Consider the following 17,589-nt stretch of genomic DNA (forward strand, 5'->3'; position numbering starts at 1 on the left):
GGGGCCATGCCGTAGCGCACCGAGGGGGCACCCCGTGACGCATCCGGACCACGACCGCGCGCTGGAGTGCGCGCTCGCCGCCGCGCGGCGCGGCTTCCCCGTCATCCCGCTGTCGCGGAGCAAGCTCCCGGCGGTCCGTTCGCCGCACCGGGGGGAGACCGGGCGCGGGATGTGCCGCGGCCAGTGCGGGCGGCTCGGCCACGGCGTGCACGACGCCGCCACCGAGCCCGCCCGGATAGCCGAGCTGTTCGCGGCGGCCCCCTGGGCCACCGGGTACGGGATCGCGTGCGGGCGCTCACCGCACTACCTGATCGGCCTCGACCTGGACCGCAAGGACGGCGTCGACGGCGTGACCGACCTGGTGGACCTGGCCGCCCGGTGGGGCTTCGCCGTGCCGTGGACGCGCACGGTCATCACCCCGAGCGGCGGCCGGCACCTGTGGCTGCGCGGCCCGGCCGAGGCGATCGTGCCCAACTCCGTGCGCCGGCTCGGCAACGGGATCGACGTGCGCGGCAGCGGCGGCTACCTCGTGGGACCCGGCTCGGTGACCACCGCCGGGCTCTACCGCTGGGACCCGCCGACGGCTTCGATGCCGCCGGCCGCCGTGCCCAAGCGGCTGCTGCGGCTGCTGCTGACCACCCCCCAGCGTCGTGCCGCGCGCGCGACGGCGGGCGCGGGGTCGGGTGCCGGGACGGGCGGGGGCACGGCCGAGCCGCTGATCCGTTTCGTGCTGGGCTCGTCGGTGGGGGAGCGCAACGAGCGGCTGTTCTGGGCCGCCTGCCGGGCGTTCGAGAACGGCCACGGCGACCGGGTCGCCGCGGAGATGGTCGGGGCGGCCGTCAGCACCGGCCTGTCGGAGCGCGAGGCGGAGTCGACGGTGGGCTCCGCCCGCCGGCACGTCCTGCGGGGGTCTGGCGGGCGGCGCTCGGCGGGAGCACTCTGACCCCATGACCTCTATCGCACCGAGGGCCGGCCGGGTCGCCGTCACCGAGGAGGCCGCGGGGCTGCTGCGGCGTCTCGCCGACCAGCACGGCCCGTTGATGTTCCACCAGTCCGGCGGCTGCTGCGACGGCAGCTCGCCCATGTGCTATCCGCGGGGGGAGTTCCTCACCGGGGACTCCGACGTGCACCTCGGCGACCTCGACGTCCTGGGCATCGACCCGGTGGCGGTGTGGATGTCGCGCGACCAGTTCGCCTACTGGAGCCACACGCATCTGACGATCGACGTGGTGCCCGGGCGCGGCAGCGGCTTCTCGCTGGAGGCGCCGACGGGCAACCGGTTCCTCATTCGGTCCCGGTTGCTGACGGATGAAGAGCTGTCGACGCTGGGGATGTGATGTGAGGGAAGTGTGTGGACCGTTTCCCGGAATTCCGTGGCGGCCGGTCCGGCCGCTTTTCGGCGGCCGGGTCCGCGAATTCGGCGGGTGATTGGAAAAGTCGCCCCCAAAGAGTGAACGGTGCACGCCAAACGCTGCCCTGGATTCTGTGACAGAAGTGTGACGATCAAGTCGGCCGCCGCCTTCCGTCACGGCTCGTGTGCGCCTACGGTTGCTCTCATGGCAACCGATCCGAGTGCCGCACGGCAACCGCAGGACGAACCGGACACCTACGTCGGCCTCGGCGCCGACGAGGCCGAGCGCCGGGCCACCGAACGTGGCTGGAGCATGGTGCGCGCCCTGCCGCCGGGCGCCGTCATCACCATGGAGTACCGGGTGGGCCGGCTCAACTTCACCGTCGAGGGCGGCCGGGTGACCCGCTGCTGGAGCGGCTGAAGGCCCCTCTCCCCACATCCCCGCACGACGAAGGCCCCGGCCGCCCCCAAAGAGGGGCGGCCGGGGCCTTCGTACGGGCACGGGCGGGGCGGGAGGTGTGCGTACCTGCCCCGCGGGCCGTCAGCCGGTGGCGCCGCGGCCGCGGGCCACGCCGGCCTGGCCGATCGGTGCCGGGCGGCCGGGCCGGTCTGCGGGCGGGCGGCGGCTGCCGGCCGGGGTGACCGGGGTGCGTTCGTGACGGGTGGTGTGCGGACGTGCCGGATGGTGAGGTACGCCGGACGCGGGCGTCGTCGCGCGGCCGCTGAGAACGACGGGCTCGAGTACGCCGTCCGGGTTGTCGGAGAGCTGCACGGAGGCCAGCGCCGTGTTCGCGGCGGGGGCCGTGGCGGACGCCGTGCGGGTGCCGCGGCGGCGCGCCCAGGCGGCCGCGATCCGCTGCTCGGCCGAGGCCATCAACGGCTCGAACCAGGGCAGTGCCAGCAGGATCAGCAGGCCGGCCGCCCAGCCGAGCAGGACGTCGCTGACCCAGTGGGTACCGAGGTAGATGGTGGTCATGCCGACGCCCAGCGCCAGCAGCGCCGCGATCACGGAGGTGACCCGGCGGACCCATGGGGTGGTGGCCAGATAGGCCAGGACTCCCCAGGTCACCACGGCGTTCGCGGTGTGACCGGAGGGAAATATATCGCCGCCGGCGAAGAGTTCGGCCGATCCGGCGCTGGTCGCGTAGTGCGGGCCGAGCCTGCCGAGGCCGTACTTCACCGAACCCACGGTGACGTTCAGCAGGAGCAGCGACGTGCCCAGCACCAGCAGTGGGTGCAGGGTGCGGTGGCGCCAGGCGCGCCAGCCCAGCCAGGAGGCGACGATCACGGCCGTCGGGCCGCGCTGGCCCAGGACCACGAAGTAGTCCAGGAACGCGTGGATCTGCGGCCACTGCTTGTAGGGCCGCCACATCATGACCTGCCAGTCCAGGGTCACGAGCTTGGACGTGGTCAGGACGGCTACGACGATGGCCACATAGGCCACGAGCGTCGAACCGAACAGCAGCACGCGTGTCCGGCTCATGCCCGGTGGCGCCTGGGCTGTCTCGGGCTCCTCCATGAGGCGAAGCTTGTCATCGGTACGCACTCAATCGACGTTACAGCGTGTGATGGCGGAGTTCGGCCGGAAGGCCGGGTTCGTAATGACGATGTGATGTGGACTGCGTCTCACTCCACCCATTGGCCGTAGTGCGGACGTGCACATTGAGCCGAATGCGGGAACTCCTTGATTTTATGTTTCGAAGTGCATGCGGAGGATCTCGGGAAATCACGCGTTCGATTTCCGCATGCCCTGTTTATCTTTGATTACCCGTCACTTCTCCTGGAGTTCGCCTGCCCTTCCGGCAGGCCGGTCCGGTTCCCCGCGCGCCGTCCGTCGCGGCACCGGATCGCAGCCGTGACCTGGGAGATTCCCGATCGGCGGGCGCGTGAACGCATGCGGCGGGCGTACGCGTTGGACCGCGCGCCCCGCGCTCGCGGTGCATACGACCGGAACGGGCGGGTACACGCCACCGAGTCGGCGGGCGGGGTCGTTCCGTTCCCGGCGGGAGGCCCGGTGCCGCGGTACCGGAAATGTCCGGCAGGTCTCCGGTGGATGGCCGTCACGTGACGACGGCCACGTCGGAACGTGACCCGCGCCACCCACCATCGGCGCGGACTCGCGTAGTCTGACGACTTCACTCGCCCTCGTCGCTGGGTTCCCCCGGGACCGTTCCCCTCGTCCTGCCCAGGGACACCGCGAGCGCACCGCTGGGAGGTACGTACATGACAGGGACGTCCTCGGCCGGCATTCCCGGGCCGGCCGCCGTCCCACGGCACACTCGGCCGGTCAACCGCTGGACCGTGCTGATCGTCCTCTGCGTCAGCCTGCTGCTCGTCGCCCTCGACGCGACCGTGCTGCACGTCGCCGTTCCGGCGGTGAGCGAGGACCTGCGCCCCGGCGCGATAGAGCTGCTGTGGATCGTCGACGCCTATCCGCTCGTCGCCGCGTCCCTGCTCATCCTCTTCGGCACCCTCGGCGACCGCGTCGGAAGACGCCGGATCCTGCTGCTCGGCTGCACGATCTTCGCGGCCGCCTCGGCGGCGGCCGCCTTCGCACCCGACCCGCGCGTCCTCATCGCGGCCCGCGCCCTGCTCGGCGTCGGCGGCGCGATGATCATGCCGGCCACGCTGTCGATCCTCCGGCAGGTCTTCCCCGACCGCCGTGAGCGGGCCGTCGCCATCGGCGTGTGGAGCGCCGTCGCGGCCGTCGGCGCCGCCGTCGGGCCGGTCCTCGGCGGCTTCCTCGTCGAGAACTTCTGGTGGGGCTCGGTCTTCCTGGTCAACATCCCCCTGATGGCCGTCATCCTTCCGGTGGCCCGCTGGCTGCTGCCGGAGTCCCGCGGCGAGCTGGACGGCCCCTGGGACGTCCTGGGCGCGGTCATGGCCGCGCTGGGCATCCTCGGCGCCATCCTCGGCGTCAAGAGGGTCGGCGGCGGCGCGGCCCCGTACGAGCCCTCCGCGCTCGTCCCGCTGCTCGTGGGCCTGACCCTGCTGGCGCTGTTCGTGCGCCGGCAGCGCGGGCGCGAACACCCGCTCATCGACATACGCATGTTCGTCAGGCCCGCCTTCGGCACCTCCGTCGGCTGCATCGTGCTGGCGCTGCTCGCCCTCGTCGGCCTGGAACTGATCGCCGTCCAGTACCTGCAGCTGGTCCTCGGCCTGAGCCCCCTGCAGACGGGGCTGCGGCTGCTGCCGCTCACCCTCGCGGCCATGGGCGCCGGCCTCCTGGGCTCCCGGATGCTCGGCCGCTTCGGGCCGCGCGTCATGGTGAGCTCCGGTTTCGTCCTCACCGCCTGCGCGGTGCTCGTGCTGACCCTCATGGGCCAGCACGACCGGCCGGGCGTGCTGACCACGGGCTTCGTCCTGCTCGGCTTCGGGCTGGAGACCACGCTCTTCGGCGCGTACGAGTCCATGCTCAGCGACGCCCCCGCCGAGCAGGCGGGCGGCGCCGCCGCGATCGGCGAGACCTCCTACCAACTGGGTGCCGGCCTCGGCATCGCGCTGCTGGGCAGCGTCATGAACGCCGCCTACGCCCCCGGCGTCGCCCGGGTCCCCGGGGTGCCGGCGGACGCCCGCGTCTCGGCCGGGAAGTCGCTCGGCGAGGCCTACGAGGTCTCCGACCACCTCGGCGGTACCGCCGGGGCCTCCCTGCGGCACGCCGCACGGCACGCCTTCGTCCACGGCATGCACATCACCTTGGTGGTCAGCGCCGGTCTGCTGCTGCTCGGCGCGGTCGCCGCGCTGCGGCTGCCCCGCCGCATGGAGTGCGGCACGGAGGCACCCCAGCGGTCCGCCGCCCCCGGTATCCCGGCACCGCGCGAGCACGCCCTCGCCGGGGCCGACGTGTCGCGCTGAGCACACCGTCGGGGGCTTTACCCGCCCCCGCCACGGAAGTAGCTTCGTCCGCGAAGCGCAGTGATCACCGGAGAGGACGACGATGTCCGCTGGAAAGCCGCAGTTCGACCCGTACGACCCGCTCGGCATCGACGACCTGCTCGACGACGAGGACCGTGCCGTGCGGGACACCGTGCGCGGCTGGGCCGCCGACCGCGTGCTGCCGTACGTGGCGGACTGGTACGAGCGCGGCGAGCTGCCCGGGATCCGCGAGCTGGCCCGCGAGCTCGGCTCGATCGGCGCGCTGGGCATGTCGCTGACCGGCTACGGCTGCGCGGGCGCCACCGCCGTCCAGTACGGCCTCGCCTGCCTGGAGCTGGAGGCCGCCGACTCCGGCATCCGCTCGCTCGTCTCCGTGCAGGGCTCGCTGGCGATGTACGCCGTCCACCGGTACGGCTCCGAGGAGCAGAAGCAGCGGTGGCTGCCCCCGATGGCCGCCGGCGAGGTCATCGGCTGCTTCGGGCTCACCGAGCCCGACCACGGCTCCGACCCGGCGGGCATGCGCACCCATGCCAAGCGGGACGGTTCCGACTGGGTCCTGAACGGCCGCAAGATGTGGATCACCAACGGCTCGGTCGCCGGCGTCGCCGTGGTGTGGGCCCGCACCGACGAGGGCATCCGCGGATTCGTCGTGCCCACCGACAGCCCAGGGTTCTCCGCCCCCGAGATCAAGCACAAGTGGTCGCTGCGCGCCTCCGTCACCAGCGAGCTGGTCATGGACGACGTGCGCCTGCCCGCCGACGCCGTGCTCCCCGAGGTCACCGGCCTGCGCGGCCCGCTCGGCTGCCTGAACCACGCGCGCTACGGCATCGTCTGGGGTGCCATGGGCGCCGCGCGCAGCAGCTTCGAGGCCGCCCTGGAGTACTCCCGCACCCGGGAGCAGTTCGGCCGGCCCATCGGCGGCTTCCAGCTGACCCAGGCCAAGCTCGCCGACATGGCGCTCGAACTGCACAAGGGCATCCTCCTCGCCCACCACCTCGGGCGGCGCATGGACGCGGGCACGCTCCGTCCCGAGCAGGTCAGCTTCGGCAAGCTCAACAACGTGCGCGAGGCGATCGAGATCTGCCGCACGGCCCGGACCGTGCTGGGCGCGAACGGCATCTCCCTGGAGTACCCCGTCATGCGGCACGCGACCAACCTGGAGTCCGTGCTCACCTACGAGGGCACCGTCGAGATGCACCAGCTCGTGCTCGGCAAGGCGCTCACCGGCCTCGACGCCTTCCGGTAGGCGGGCAGGCAGGCAGGCGGGCCGTGGCATCGGCGCCGGGTTCCGGCGCCGATGCCACGGGTCAGTTCTGGTTGAAGAAGCCGTCGCCGCCGCGCTTGCTGTCGGCGTTGACGACCAGGTAGTCGGGCGGGGTCAGCAGGAACACCCGGTTGGCCACGCGGTCGATCGAACCGCGCAGACCGAAGGTGAGGCCGGCCGCGAAGTCGACGACGCGCTTGGCGTCGGCGGGGTCCATCGCCGTCAGGTTGACGATGACCGGGACGCCGTCCCGGAACAGCTCGCCGATGCCGCGGGCGTCCCGGAAGCCGTCCGGGGTGACCGTGGCGATCCGGCGGCCCTGTTCCTCCGCCGAATCGGAGGCCACGCGCACGCGGGGGTCGGTGACCCAGGAGTCGGGGGAGGACGTCTCGGCGCCGTCGCCGTAATCGGCGTAGTCCTCGTCGTAGTACTCCTCGGCGCTGTTGTCGTCGACGAGTCCCAGCCAGGCGCTCGCCCGTCGTACCGATCCCATGGACGCCTCCTCTCGCACGCGGTCAGTTTGCCGTCCGCACCCCTATGGTCGTCCATGATGCGGATGATGCGCCAAGCGGATACCCACCGTGGGGTGGATTCGTGACAGACCTGGTGCATAAATCGCACTAGTGGCCCCCAGGTACCCCGTGGAATACGGCTCCTGACGGATCATCGGAAAGGGTCTCGCTCGGTAGAGTGATGCCTCACCGCCGGACAGCCGAACGGGCGGCGTACAGAACGACCAGCCGATGACGTGTTCCATTGCTGCGAATGACGTACGGGGGATTGTGATGTTCGGAATCGTCAGACCATGCCGGCACCGTCTGCCGGAGAAGCTGGCCATAGCGTGGACGGCCCATCTGTGCGGCCTCTGCCTCGCCCTGAGGGACGGCCACGGGCAACTGGCCAGGGTCGCCACGAATTACGACGGGCTCATCGTCTCGGTGCTCGTCGAGGCCCAGGCCGGGCGGACGGAGGACGGACGCCGTACCGCCGGGCCGTGCCCGCTGCGCGCGATGCGGACCGCGCCGGTCGCCAAGGGGGAGGGCGCGCGGCTGGCAGCGGCGGTCTCGCTGGTGCTGGCCTCGGCGAAGATGCGCGACCACATGGCGGACGGCGACGGTCTGCTGGCGCGCCGTCCGGTCGCCGCGGCGGCGCGCACGGTCGCCCGGCGCTGGGACCGGGCGGGGGCCGTGACCGGTTCGGGGCTCGGCTTCGACACCGCGGTGCTGGTGGACGCCGTGGGCCGGCAGACAGCCGTCGAGGCGGCCGCCGGGCCCGGCACCTCCCTGCTGACCGTCACCGAGCCCACCGAGACCGCCACCGCCGCCGCGTTCGGGCACACGGCGGTGCTGGCCGGACGCCCCGGCAACCGCGCCCCGCTGGAGGAGGCGGGCCGGCTCTTCGGCCGCCTCGCCCACCTGCTGGACGCGGTGGAGGACCTGGACGCCGACGCGGCGGCGGGCGCGTGGAACCCGCTGACCGCCACCGGGACGAGCGCGGACGAGGCGCGACGGCTGTGCGACGACGCCGTTCAGGGGGTCCGGCTGGCGCTGCGTGACGTGGAGTTCACCGACGGCGCGCTCGCCCACGTCCTGCTCGCCCACGAACTGCGCCGTTCCGTGGACCGCGCGTTCGGTGCCTCATGCGCCCACCACCCGGGCCCGGTCGGGCCCGGCGGGCCGGTGCGGTCGCCCTGGCTGACGCCTGGCCCCCCGCACCAGCCGGGCCCCCGCCGCGGGCCGCTCACGGGCTGCGCGGTGTTCACGGGGCTCTGCTGCACCTGCCAGATCTGCTGCCGGGACCACTACGACGACCCCTGGAGCGGCAAGCGGCGCGAAGGCTGGTGCTCCAACTGCGACTGCTCCGGCTGCGACTGCGGCTGCGGGGACGGCTGCTGCTGCGACTGCGACTGCTGCGGCTGCGACTGCTGACGGGGTGGGGGCGGGTCGCGGCGCAGCCGCCCGTTCGCGCCAAACCGGGGGTGGGGCGCGGGGGTGGCCGACGGGGGGCGGGGGCGGTGGGCCCACCAGGTGATACACCGTCACAGCGGTTGACCCGGGGGAGCCGCCGGGGCGTTTCGGGTGCGTGACGCGGCCGAAACCCGCCCTTGTGCGCTTGTGCATGACTCTGAATACTCCCGTGTGCGCAGCACTTGTCAGGGGCACGCCACCCCCACAGTTCGGCGGCGCCCTCGCTGCGCCTCACCGGCCCGCGCTACGCGGGTCAACTTCCGTTCCCCCACAGGAGGAAAAAAGCGTGAGGATCAAGCGCACCACCCACACCCCCGTCCCGAGACGCGCACGGCTGATCGCCGTGGCGTCCGGTCTGCTGGCGGCCACCGCGCTCACCCTGCCCGCCGCCCAGGCCGCTCCCGCGCCCAAGGCCTCCCCCGAGGCCGCGGCCGCGCTCACCACGTCCCTCGGCACCGCCTCCACCGCCGGTTCGTACTACGACGCCAAGGCCAAGACCATGGTCGTCAACGTCACGAACGACAAGGCGGCCCAGGCCGTCAGCGCGGCCGGCGCGGTCCCGAAGTTCGTGGCGCACAGCAGCGCCCAGCTGGAGAAGGCCGGGAAGGCCACCCTCGCCGCGGACATCGCGGGCACCTCGTGGGTCGTCGACCCGAAGTCCAACCGCCTCGAGGTCACCGCCGACAGCACGGTCACCGGCGCCGAGCTCGCCACGCTGCAGAAGGCCACCGCCTCCTACGGCGACGCGGTCACCTTCCGCCGCACGGCCGGCACCTTCAAGCGGCTGATCGCCGGCGGCGACGCCATCTACGGCGGCGGCTACCGCTGCTCGCTCGGCTTCAACGTGCGCAGCGGCAGCACCAACTACTTCCTGACCGCCGGGCACTGCGGTGAGGTCGCGTCCACCTGGTACTCCAACTCCAGCCAGTCCACCGTGCTGGGCTCGAACGTCAGCTACAGCTTCCCGACCAACGACTACGCGCTGGTCCGGTACAGCAACACCTCCGTGACCAAGAGCGGCACGGCCGGCAACACCGACATCACCAGCGCCGGCAACGCCTTCGTGGGCCAGGCCGTCCTGCGTGACGGCTCCACCACCGGCATCCACAGCGGCTCGGTCACCGGCCTCAACGCCACCGTCAACTACGGCGGCGGCGACGTGGTCTACCAGATGATCCGCACCAACGTGTGCGCCGAGGGCGGCGACTCCGGTGGCGCGCTGTACACCTCCGGCGGCATCGCGCTGGGTCTGACCTCCGGTGGCAGCGGCAACTGCAGCGTCGGCGGGACGACCTTCTTCCAGCCGGTGACGGAGGCGCTCAGCGTCTACGGCGTCAGCGTCTTCTGACCCTCCGGGAGGTCCACGCCCTCCCTTCCGTCACGGACGTGCCCGGCGGCCCCACGGCCGCCGGGCACGTCCCGTATGGCCCTCTTGTCCGCCGGGCTGATCGTCGCAATACTCCGCGAGGCACCGCATAACCTCGTAGGGGGAACATATGAGGAACAAGCGCACCACTCCGCGCGGCGGCCTCGCCCGAGGCGCAGCGCTGCGCGGAGCGGCGCTCCTCGGTCTGGTGGCCGCGACCGCGGTCGCCGTACCGGACGCACGGGCCGCCAGCGGCAGCGGGACCGCGGCCGCGCACCTGGCGGCGGCGGGTCTGGCGGCCGCGTCGGCGGACGTCGAGGGCAGTGCCTGGGCGGTCGACCCGAAGAGCGGCGCGCTGGTCATCGCCACCGACGACACCGTCCCGCGCAGCGGGCTCACCGCGTTGAAACGGGCCGCCGGACGGTACGGCGGCACGGTCCGCTTCGAGCGCGTCGGCGGCTCCTTCGCACGGATGGCCGCCGGTGGCGACGCCGTCCACGGCGGCGGCTTCCGCTGCTCGGTCGGCTTCAACGTCCGCGCCGCCGGCACCTACTACTTCCTGACCGCCGGTCACTGCGGCCGCGCCGCCACGACCTGGTACAGCGATCCCGCCCGGACCAGGACGCTGGGCACCACCACCGGCTTCAGCTTCCCGTACAACGACTACGCACTGGTCCGCTACACCGGCTCCGTCGCGCGGCCCGGCAAGGTCGGACGGCAGGACATCAAGAAGGCCGCGCGGGCCCGCGTCGGGGAGACGGTGAAGCGGGACGGCTCCACCACGGGCGTCCGCAGCGGCACGGTCACCGGGCTCGGCTACACCGTCAACTACGGCGACGGCGACATCGTCCGCGGCCTGATCCGCACCGACCTCTGCGCCGAACCCGGCGACTCCGGCGGCCCGTTGTACGACGGGACCAAGGCCCTCGGGCTGCTGTCCGGGGGAAGCGGCGACTGCACCGAGGGGGGCACCACCTTCTTCCAGCCGCTGCCCGCGGTCCTCGCGGCGTACGGGGTCGGCGTGTACTGAGCCTTCCGCGGCCGCCGCCCGGTACGCGCGCCCCGGTCACCCCGCGAAGCGCACCTCCCGGGCGGCGGCCTCCGGCACCGCGAACGCCAGCAGCCGCGCGCCCTCGGCCGCGACGGCCTCCCGCGCCCCGGCGTCCAGCGGCGCGTAGGGCTGGACGTGGAGCACGGCCGTGCCGCGGGTGGCCTGGATCCGCCACAGCCCGTGGACGAAGCCGTCGTGGAGGAAGAAGCCGCGGTTGCTGCCGCTGCCGGGCAGCGGCAGCTCGGCGTAGGGGTTGCGCAGCATGATCCGTGTCCGGTCGGCGTGCGACAGGGCAATGTTGTCGTACTGCGGCAGGAACCGGGGCGGCGCCTTCGTCCCGGGGTCGGGGAAGGGCGCGTCCGGCACGTCGTACAACGCGGTGCCCTTCTCGTCGCGGTAGACCCGCAGCCCCGGGCGGAGCCGGTCCAGGACCGCGCGGAGCCCGGTCAGCCCCGACCAGACGGCGACGTCCCCGGCCGACGCGGGGCCGAAGGCGGCGAGGTAGCGCAGGACGGCCGCGTCCGGCACGGAGCCGGCCGCGAAGTCGAAGTCCCGGCCGAGCCACCGGTCGGCCGGGGTCTGCAGGGCCGCGCCCGAGGTGCGCCACAGGCCGCGCGGCGGCGGCTGCACGGTCGGCACCCGGGCCGTGACGGCCAGGCTGAGCGGCAGCCGCTCGCGGTCCGGCCAGCGTCCCCGCAGGGCGTCCCCGAGCCGGCTCGGGGACAGCGGGCCGTCCTCGAGGAGCGCCCGGCCGGCCCCTGCCACCTCCGCCAGGTCCAGCCCCGCCAGCTGCCGCCGGAACTGCCCGAGCAGGCGGCGCTCGAGCACGTCCTGCACCACCGGCCGCAGTGCCATGCAGTCCCGTGCCGTCACCAGGTGCACCGTCCACCGCATCAGTGACATCCGCACCGCCCGCCGGTCCGCCAGCATCCCGGACAGCTCCTCCGGCGCGAAGTCCTCGATCCGGGACCACAGGGCGACGTACGGGTCCTGCGGCTCCTGCGCCTGCAGTCCCACCAGAGCCTCGACCATCTCCTGCGCGCCGGCGCGCACCCGGCCCAGCAGCGACTGCCGGGCCAGGAGGGAGCGGTTGAGCGTCCGGCGATCCAGGACGGTGCCTTCGGGGATCGTCTCCATGGGCGTCACGGTAGGGCGGAATGCGGTCAGGAACCGTCCGCGACGGCTGCCAGACTGGTGCCGTGCTGGAAACCTCCGCCCGACTGCTGCGCCTGCTGTCCCTGCTCCAGTCCCGGCGCGACTGGACCGGGCCCGAACTCGCCGAACGCCTCCAGGTCACCGCCCGGACGGTGCGCCGCGACGTGGAGCGCCTGCGCGCCCTCGGCTACCCCGTGCACGCCACCCCCGGCACCGCCGGGGGCTACCGGCTGGGCGCGGGTGCCGCGCTGCCCCCGCTGCTGCTCGACGACGAGGAGGCGATCGCGGTCGCGCTCTGCCTGCGCACCGGCGCCGGAGGCAGCGTCGAGGGCATCGAGGAGACCTCGCTGCGCGCCCTGGCCAAACTGGAACAGGTGCTGCCCTCCCGGCTGCGCCGCCGGGCGCAGGCCATGGAGGCCGTCGCGGTCGCCCGGCCCGCGACCGTGCCGGGCGCCGTCGCCCAGGACGTGCTGACCGCGATCGGCGCCGCGTGCCGCGACCACGAACGGCTGCGCTTCGACTACCGGGCGCACGGCGGCACCGTCAGCCGCCGCACGGTGGAGCCGCACGGCCTGGTCCACCACGGCCGCCGCTGGTACCTGCTCGCCTGGGACACCGACCGGCAGGACTGGCGTACCTTCCGCGTGGACCGGATGGACCCCAAGTCCCCGACCGGCCCCCGCTTCACGCCCCGGCGGCCTCCGGCGGACGCCGCGTCGTACGTCGCCCGCGGCGTCACCTCGCGGGCCTACCGCCACCAGGCCGTCGTGGTCGTGCACGCCCCCGCCGAGACCGTGGTCGAGTATGCCGGCTGGTACGCGACCGTGGAGTCCACCGGGCCGGACAGCTGCGTGCTGCGCACCGGTTCCGAGTCCCTCGACGCGCTCGCCGTCTACATCGGCATGCTCGGCGTCGACTTCGAGGTGCGGGAGCCCCCTGAGCTGGCCGAACGGCTGCGGGTCGTCGCGGACCGCCTCGCCCGGGCGGCGGGTGCGCCGCGGTAGGCCGGCACCGGGCCCGTAACCGGGCATCCCGGCCCGTATCCGGCGGGTTACCCGCGAGGTACCGTGGAAGTACTGCGATTCCGGACCCCAGGGGGCCGTGATGGTCGTCGAGTTGATTGCCGCCGTGCTCTCGGCAGGAGCGTTGTACTTCGTGGCCGGGGCCCGTGTGGTGCAGCAGTTCGAGCGGGGCGTGGTGTTCCGGCTCGGCCGGGTCAGGGGCGGGGTGCGGAACCCCGGATTCACCATGATCGTTCCGATCGTCGACCGGATGCGGAAGGTGAACCTGCAGATCGTGACGATGCCGGTGCCCGCCCAGGAGGGCATCACCCGCGACAACGTCACGGTCAAGGTGGACGCGGTGGTCTACTTCAAGGTCGTCCACGCGGCCGACGCGATCATCAACGTCGAGGACTACCGCTTCGCCGTCTCGCAGATGGCGCAGACCTCGCTGCGCTCGATCATCGGCAAGAGCGACCTGGACGACCTGCTCTCCAACCGCGAGAAGCTCAACCAGGGGCTGGAGCTGATGATCGACAGCCCGGCCATCGGCTGGGGCGTGCAGATCGACCGCGTCGAGATCAAGGACGTCTCGCTGCCGGAGACGATGAAGCGCTCGATGGCCCGCCAGGCCGAGTCCGAGCGGGAGCGCCGGGCGCGGATCATCAACGCGGACGCGGAGTTCCAGGCCTCCAAGAAGCTCGCCGACGCCGCGGCGGTCATGAGCGACACCCCCGCCGCGCTCCAGCTCCGCCTGCTGCAGACGGTCGTCGCCGTCGCCGCAGAGAAGAACTCCACCCTGGTCCTGCCCTTCCCGGTGGAACTGCTGCGCTTCCTCGAGCGCGCCCAGCCGGCGCCCTACCCGGCCGTCGGACAGCAGCCGGCCCCCGGGCCCCCGGTGGTGGCCGCGCCTCCCCCCGGGCCCGCACCGCGGGCCGCCGCGGCCGACGCGCCGGCTGCCGGTGCGCCGCTGGTGGAGCCCGCCGAGGAGCTCCCCGCCGACCTGCGCGAGGCCCTCTCGGCGGACCCGCTGCTGGACACCGTCCGGCCGCAGCGGCCCTCCGACGTCAGCTGAGCCCGCCCTCCGCCCGCGGCACGTCCGGCCGCCACACGTACGGAACGGTCACCGCCACCGGCAGCAGCCCCAGCCGGGCCAGGATCGGGGCGCTGTCCGGGGACGCGTCGACCTGTACGAAGCGGTGACCCGCCGCGACCGCCAGCCGGGCCCGGTGCGCCACCGTCGCCCGGTAGGCGCCCCGCCCCCGCCATTGCGGCAGGGTGGAGCCGCCCCACAGCGACACGAAGTCGGTGCCCTCGTGGAAGCGGGCCCAGCCGGCGCAGACCACCGTGCCGTCGGCGGTCTCGGCGACGACCACCGCGCAGGGGTCGCCGGGCCCCGACACCTCGCTCTCCAGCATCCCCGGCAGCCAGTCGTGGGGCACGCCCCAGACCGTCTCCTCCATCTCCCGGATGCGCTCGAAGTCCGCCCGTGAGCTGACCTCCCGCAGTACGAGGCCCTCCGGCAGCACCGGGGCGGCCGTCAGCGCCTGCGCCTCGCCGACCAGCACCGTCTCCGGTTCCTCCGGCACGAAGCCGGCCGCGACCAGCCGGTCCGGCAGTCCCGCGGGCAGGTCGTGCGCGTGGTACTTCCACTCCACCGGCATGCCCAGCGCGGCGTAGTGGTCCCGCTGCCGGGCGATCAGGGCGTCCAGCCCGGGCCCGTCCAGCCCGCCGAGGTCGCGGTAGTCGAGGAACCCCGCCTCCCCGTGCCGGTAGGTCTTGCGCAGCAGCGGGCCGTCGCGTTCCACCGACTCGTACCGCGAGAGGTCGGCGGGCACACGGGCGCGCAACTGCCGGTCGTAGGCGGCGCGGTACTCCAGCGCCACGAGGGAGGGGTCGAAAGTGCTCATCGGGCGGATTCCACCACAACCGCGACCCCGGGCGCGAGCGGATCCGCCGTGGTGAACGCGACGGGGCGGGGCTGCGTATGTCAGACGGAACGACGCTTTCCCCTTGCGCCCGACGATCCGGCCTGTATCCCCCCACAGGAGGTCACGAGTTGAAGCACAAACAGATAGCCAAGCGGAAGATCGTGTTCGTCACGGCCGGTGCCGCCGCCATCGCGGCAGCGGCCGTACTGCTGCCCAACGCCAACGCGTCGCAGTCCGCCGCGCAGGGCCCGCAGGCCCCCTCGCCGAAGCGGCTCACCGCCGCGGCCGCCGCGGAACTCGCCGCGCGGCTCGGCTCGCAGTTCGGTCCGTCCATCGCGGGGGCGTACTACGACGCGGCGAGCAGGCAGCTCGTGGTGAACGTGGTCGCCGGGGACGGCGGCGACGTGGCCGCGCAGGCCGGGAAGGCCGGCGCCGCGACCCGGACGGTCGAGAACAGCGCCGCCGAACTGAGCTCCGCCGCACAGACCTTGAAGCAGCGCGCCACGATCCCCGGCACCGCCTGGGCCGTCGACCCCCGGACCAACCGGATCCTGGTCACCGCGGACCGCACCGTCACCGGCGGCAGGTGGGACACCCTGGAGTCCACCGTGCGGTCCCTGGGTGGCGGCATGGCCCGGATCCACAAGTCCGCGGGCGAGTTCAAGCCCCTGGTGGCCGGCGGGGACGCCATCTTCGCCGACGGGGCGCGCTGTTCGCTGGGCTTCAACGTCGTCAAGGACGGCGCCCCGGCCTTCCTCACCGCGGGCCACTGCGGGGTCGCGTTCGCGAACTGGTCGGACAGCCAGGGCGGGGCGCCCGTCGCGACCGTGCGGCAGGCGACCTTCCCGGGTGCCGGCGACTTCGCCCTCGTGACGTACGACGACCCGAACACCGAGGCGCCCGGCCAGGTGAACCTCGGCGACGGCCGTGCCCTGGCGATCAACGGGGCCGCGGAGGCGGCCGTGGGCCAGGAGGTGTTCCGGATGGGCAGCACCACCGGGCTGCACGGGGGCACGGTCCTCGGGCTCGACGCGACGGTGAACTACCCGGAGGGCACCGTCACCGGGCTGATCCAGACCGACGTCTGCGCCGAGCCGGGCGACAGCGGGGGCGCGCTGTTCGGCCGCGACGGCAGCGCGATCGGCCTCACCTCCGGCGGCAGCGGGGACTGCCAGGCGGGCGGGGAGACCTTCTTCCAGCCGGTGACCACGGCGCTGGCCGCGGTCGGGGCGGAACTCGGCTGACGTCCACGTGGTGCGGGCGGGCCGCCGGATCCAGCGGATCCGGCGGCCGGGGGATCAGCTGAACCGGCGGTGCAGGGGGAAGGCCGTCACCGTCGCGCCGACGTGCACGGCCCGATGCGCCGGGCGGGGCGCCCGGGCCTCCTCGTGCAGGCCGACCAGCAGGGCCGCCAGCCGGTGCCGGAAGTCGTCCCAGACCTCGGCGTCCTCGTCCTCCGGGTCCCGCAGGGGCCGTGCGCCGCACGGCGGCTCCACCAGACCGGCGGCCGCGAGGCGGCGCAGGTGGCTTACCATGCGCAGCCGGCCGGGGTGCGCCACGGGTCTGGAGGTGGTGTCGGTCGCCGTCATGGCGGTCAGTAAATCGTGCCGTCCCCTTGCCTTCGCAACCCCTGAGTAGCCACCGGGGTGACGCGCGCGTGACACGGGTTGACGTACGGGACGTGGGAGCACCCACGTGACACCGGGACGTGACGAATCTCGCACCGATGCGGTGTTTGGGTCGTCGGGGAGGACGCGTACCCTCACACCCCTCCCGAGCCGCAGCCGCCCGCCCCCGAGCTCGCGCACGAGGTGGGCGTGCCGCCGCCGCCGCTGTGCCAGTGGTTGACGCCGTAGAGGCTCTCGGTCTTGTCGTGGTGGGCGAGCAGCCCGGCCTCCCTGGCGAAGTGCGGGACGGCCAGCCGCAGCGCCGGCCCGCCGTGCAGGGCGACCGCCAGGAGGACCGACTCGGGCGAGGCCCTGCGGGTGCGCGGGCGCGGGAAACGCTCCTGGGCCCGCCGCAGGACCCGGCGGCCGGCCCGGGTGTGCCGCGGCACCCTCCACAGGGCGACGGCGGCGGCCACCGTGAGGGCGGGGACGGCCGCCCGGAACGGGGAGTTCCAGGCCGTCAGGGTGCCGGACACCAGGTCCGCGGCCGCGGTCGGCACGGCCGCGCACAGCAGCGCACGGGCCGTGCGGCGACGCCGGCCGCCCCGGACCAGCCCCGCGCCGGCCAGTCGCCCGCACAGTACGTCCAGCTCGCGCCGCACCGGCCGCGACGTGGCGAGGGTGTTCACCCCCGCCGGCCGGTACAGGGCTTTGTGGACGGCCAGTTGCAGCGGCTGCGCGAGCCCCTGCAGCGGCCCGGAGATGCGCGCGGTGCGGTGCGCGCCGGCGTCCACCGTGCCGCGCAGATGCAGCGCGACCAATGCGACGACCACCGTGCCGTGGTGGCCGTCGCGCAGGTAGGCCGCCTCGTGGGGGTCCGTCAGCTCGTACGCCGCGGCGCGCGGTGCGCGCAGCAACACCCCCGCCGTGACGAGCAGCGCCACCTCGGCCACCGGATATGTCCATGTGAGCCATGACATGTCGCACCACCCCCTGTGGTCGGTGTGCCCGCGGGCGCGG

General features: G+C 73.6%; 16 protein-coding genes and 1 pseudogene. 11 read left to right on the forward strand and 6 right to left on the reverse strand.

The window, feature by feature from the left end; translation table 11 throughout:
• Positions 1-34: 34 nt before the first annotated feature.
• The 3 genes from OG937_32910 (at position 35) to OG937_32920 (ending at position 1,772) form a co-directional block, all read left to right on the forward strand.
• On the forward strand, positions 35-943 hold the full coding sequence (locus tag OG937_32910; protein WUD76150.1) for a bifunctional DNA primase/polymerase: 909 nt from the start codon (positions 35-37) through the stop codon (positions 941-943).
• 4 nt (positions 944-947) lie between these two features.
• On the forward strand, positions 948-1,337 hold the full coding sequence (locus tag OG937_32915) for a DUF779 domain-containing protein (GenBank protein WUD76151.1): 390 nt from the start codon (positions 948-950) through the stop codon (positions 1,335-1,337).
• Between the two features lie 219 nt (positions 1,338-1,556).
• The gene (locus OG937_32920; protein WUD76152.1) at positions 1,557-1,772 is read left to right on the forward strand and encodes an I78 family peptidase inhibitor; all 216 of its coding nucleotides are present in this window, start codon (positions 1,557-1,559) and stop codon (positions 1,770-1,772) included.
• Positions 1,773-1,892: 120 nt separating this feature from the next.
• Here the strand turns inward: OG937_32920 and OG937_32925 are convergent, their stop codons facing one another.
• Positions 1,893-2,897 carry a phosphatase PAP2 family protein gene (locus OG937_32925; GenBank protein ID WUD76153.1) on the reverse strand — a complete coding sequence of 335 codons (1,005 nt, stop codon included), beginning with the start codon at positions 2,895-2,897 and terminating at the stop codon, positions 1,893-1,895.
• Positions 2,898-3,574: 677 nt separating this feature from the next.
• Between OG937_32925 and OG937_32930 the strand changes: the two genes are divergently transcribed.
• On the forward strand, positions 3,575-5,206 hold the full coding sequence (locus tag OG937_32930) for an MFS transporter (GenBank protein ID WUD76154.1): 1,632 nt from the start codon (positions 3,575-3,577) through the stop codon (positions 5,204-5,206).
• An 82-nt stretch (positions 5,207-5,288) separates the two neighbouring features.
• Positions 5,289-6,473 carry an acyl-CoA dehydrogenase family protein gene (locus OG937_32935; GenBank protein ID WUD76155.1) on the forward strand — a complete coding sequence of 395 codons (1,185 nt, stop codon included), beginning with the start codon at positions 5,289-5,291 and terminating at the stop codon, positions 6,471-6,473.
• Positions 6,474-6,534: 61 nt separating this feature from the next.
• Here OG937_32935 and sepF read toward each other — a convergent pair whose 3' ends face one another.
• Positions 6,535-6,984 carry a cell division protein SepF gene (gene sepF / locus OG937_32940; GenBank protein ID WUD76156.1) on the reverse strand — a complete coding sequence of 150 codons (450 nt, stop codon included), beginning with the start codon at positions 6,982-6,984 and terminating at the stop codon, positions 6,535-6,537.
• 292 nt (positions 6,985-7,276) lie between these two features.
• Here sepF and OG937_32945 point away from each other — a divergent pair, with 292 nt between their 5' ends.
• The 3 genes from OG937_32945 to OG937_32955 all read left to right on the forward strand — a co-directional run bounded on the left by OG937_32945 (position 7,277) and on the right by OG937_32955 (position 10,854).
• Positions 7,277-8,419 carry a DUF5685 family protein gene (locus tag OG937_32945; protein ID WUD76157.1) on the forward strand — a complete coding sequence of 381 codons (1,143 nt, stop codon included), beginning with the start codon at positions 7,277-7,279 and terminating at the stop codon, positions 8,417-8,419.
• Between the two features lie 325 nt (positions 8,420-8,744).
• Positions 8,745-9,806, forward strand: coding sequence for a S1 family peptidase (locus OG937_32950; GenBank protein WUD76158.1), 1,062 nt, complete (start codon positions 8,745-8,747; stop codon positions 9,804-9,806).
• A gap of 148 nt (positions 9,807-9,954) precedes the next feature.
• Positions 9,955-10,854: a S1 family peptidase gene (locus OG937_32955; GenBank protein WUD76159.1), complete on the forward strand. Its 900-nt coding sequence runs from the start codon at positions 9,955-9,957 to the stop codon at positions 10,852-10,854.
• Between the two features lie 36 nt (positions 10,855-10,890).
• On the opposite strand, the gene OG937_32960 is transcribed toward OG937_32955, so the two are convergent.
• Positions 10,891-12,012, reverse strand: a complete 1,122-nt coding sequence (locus OG937_32960; GenBank protein WUD76160.1) for a winged helix DNA-binding domain-containing protein — start codon at positions 12,010-12,012, stop codon at positions 10,891-10,893.
• Positions 12,013-12,074: 62 nt separating this feature from the next.
• Between OG937_32960 and OG937_32965 the strand changes: the two genes are divergently transcribed.
• On the forward strand, positions 12,075-13,034 hold the full coding sequence (locus tag OG937_32965; GenBank protein ID WUD76161.1) for a YafY family transcriptional regulator: 960 nt from the start codon (positions 12,075-12,077) through the stop codon (positions 13,032-13,034).
• Positions 13,035-13,134: 100 nt separating this feature from the next.
• Complete coding sequence (locus OG937_32970; GenBank protein WUD76162.1) at positions 13,135-14,106, forward strand: slipin family protein; 972 nt, start codon at positions 13,135-13,137, stop codon at positions 14,104-14,106.
• Here the strand turns inward: OG937_32970 and OG937_32975 are convergent.
• The gene (locus OG937_32975; protein ID WUD76163.1) at positions 14,099-14,941 is read right to left on the reverse strand and encodes a GNAT family N-acetyltransferase; all 843 of its coding nucleotides are present in this window, start codon (positions 14,939-14,941) and stop codon (positions 14,099-14,101) included. The two genes, OG937_32970 and OG937_32975, sit on opposite strands and share 8 nt — an antisense overlap.
• Positions 14,942-15,090: 149 nt before the next feature.
• Between OG937_32975 and OG937_32980 the strand changes: the two are divergent.
• Positions 15,091-16,203 (forward strand): annotated as a pseudogene (locus OG937_32980) (S1 family peptidase).
• A gap of 57 nt (positions 16,204-16,260) precedes the next feature.
• Here the strand turns inward: OG937_32980 and OG937_32985 are convergent.
• Together OG937_32985 and OG937_32990 are read right to left on the reverse strand one after the other, a co-directional pair.
• Positions 16,261-16,551 (reverse strand): hypothetical protein, encoded by a 291-nt coding sequence (locus OG937_32985; GenBank protein ID WUD76164.1) that lies wholly within the window; start codon positions 16,549-16,551, stop codon positions 16,261-16,263.
• A 173-nt stretch (positions 16,552-16,724) separates the two neighbouring features.
• Complete coding sequence (locus OG937_32990) at positions 16,725-17,549, reverse strand: TIGR04222 domain-containing membrane protein (protein WUD76165.1); 825 nt, start codon at positions 17,547-17,549, stop codon at positions 16,725-16,727.
• Between the last annotated feature and the right edge of the window lie 40 nt (positions 17,550-17,589).

The organism is Streptomyces sp. NBC_00510 (genome assembly GCA_036013505.1).
Taxonomy (GTDB): Bacteria; Actinomycetota; Actinomycetes; order Streptomycetales; family Streptomycetaceae; genus Actinacidiphila.